Below are 252 nucleotides of genomic sequence, written 5' to 3' on the forward strand. Positions count from 1 at the left end.
GAAGCGCCAGTCCGTGAACTGTGAGAGGTGGTCGAAGATCTGCTTGGAGTTGGTGTGGAAGATGTGGGGGCCGTAGCGGTGCATGAGCACGCCGGCCTCGCCGTACATGTCGAAGGCGTTGCCCGCGATGGGATCGCGCCGGTCGATGACCAGAACCTTCTCGTTACGCTGCGTCGCGTTGCGCTCGGCGTGCCCGCTGCCGGCGAACCCGGCGCCGCCGATCAACCAGTCATACATAGGTTTCACTCCGCA

At 63.9% G+C, this 252-nt stretch carries 1 protein-coding gene; it reads right to left on the reverse strand.

The window, feature by feature from the left end; translation table 11 throughout:
* A partial coding sequence (locus F0L46_RS25455; RefSeq protein ID WP_149822399.1) for an NAD(P)-binding protein occupies positions 1-237 on the reverse strand: 237 nt, incomplete at its 3' end.
* Positions 238-252 lie beyond the last annotated feature (15 nt).

Source organism: Salinarimonas soli (assembly GCF_008386575.1).
In the GTDB taxonomy this organism is placed as follows: domain Bacteria; phylum Pseudomonadota; class Alphaproteobacteria; order Rhizobiales; family Beijerinckiaceae; genus Salinarimonas_A; species Salinarimonas_A soli.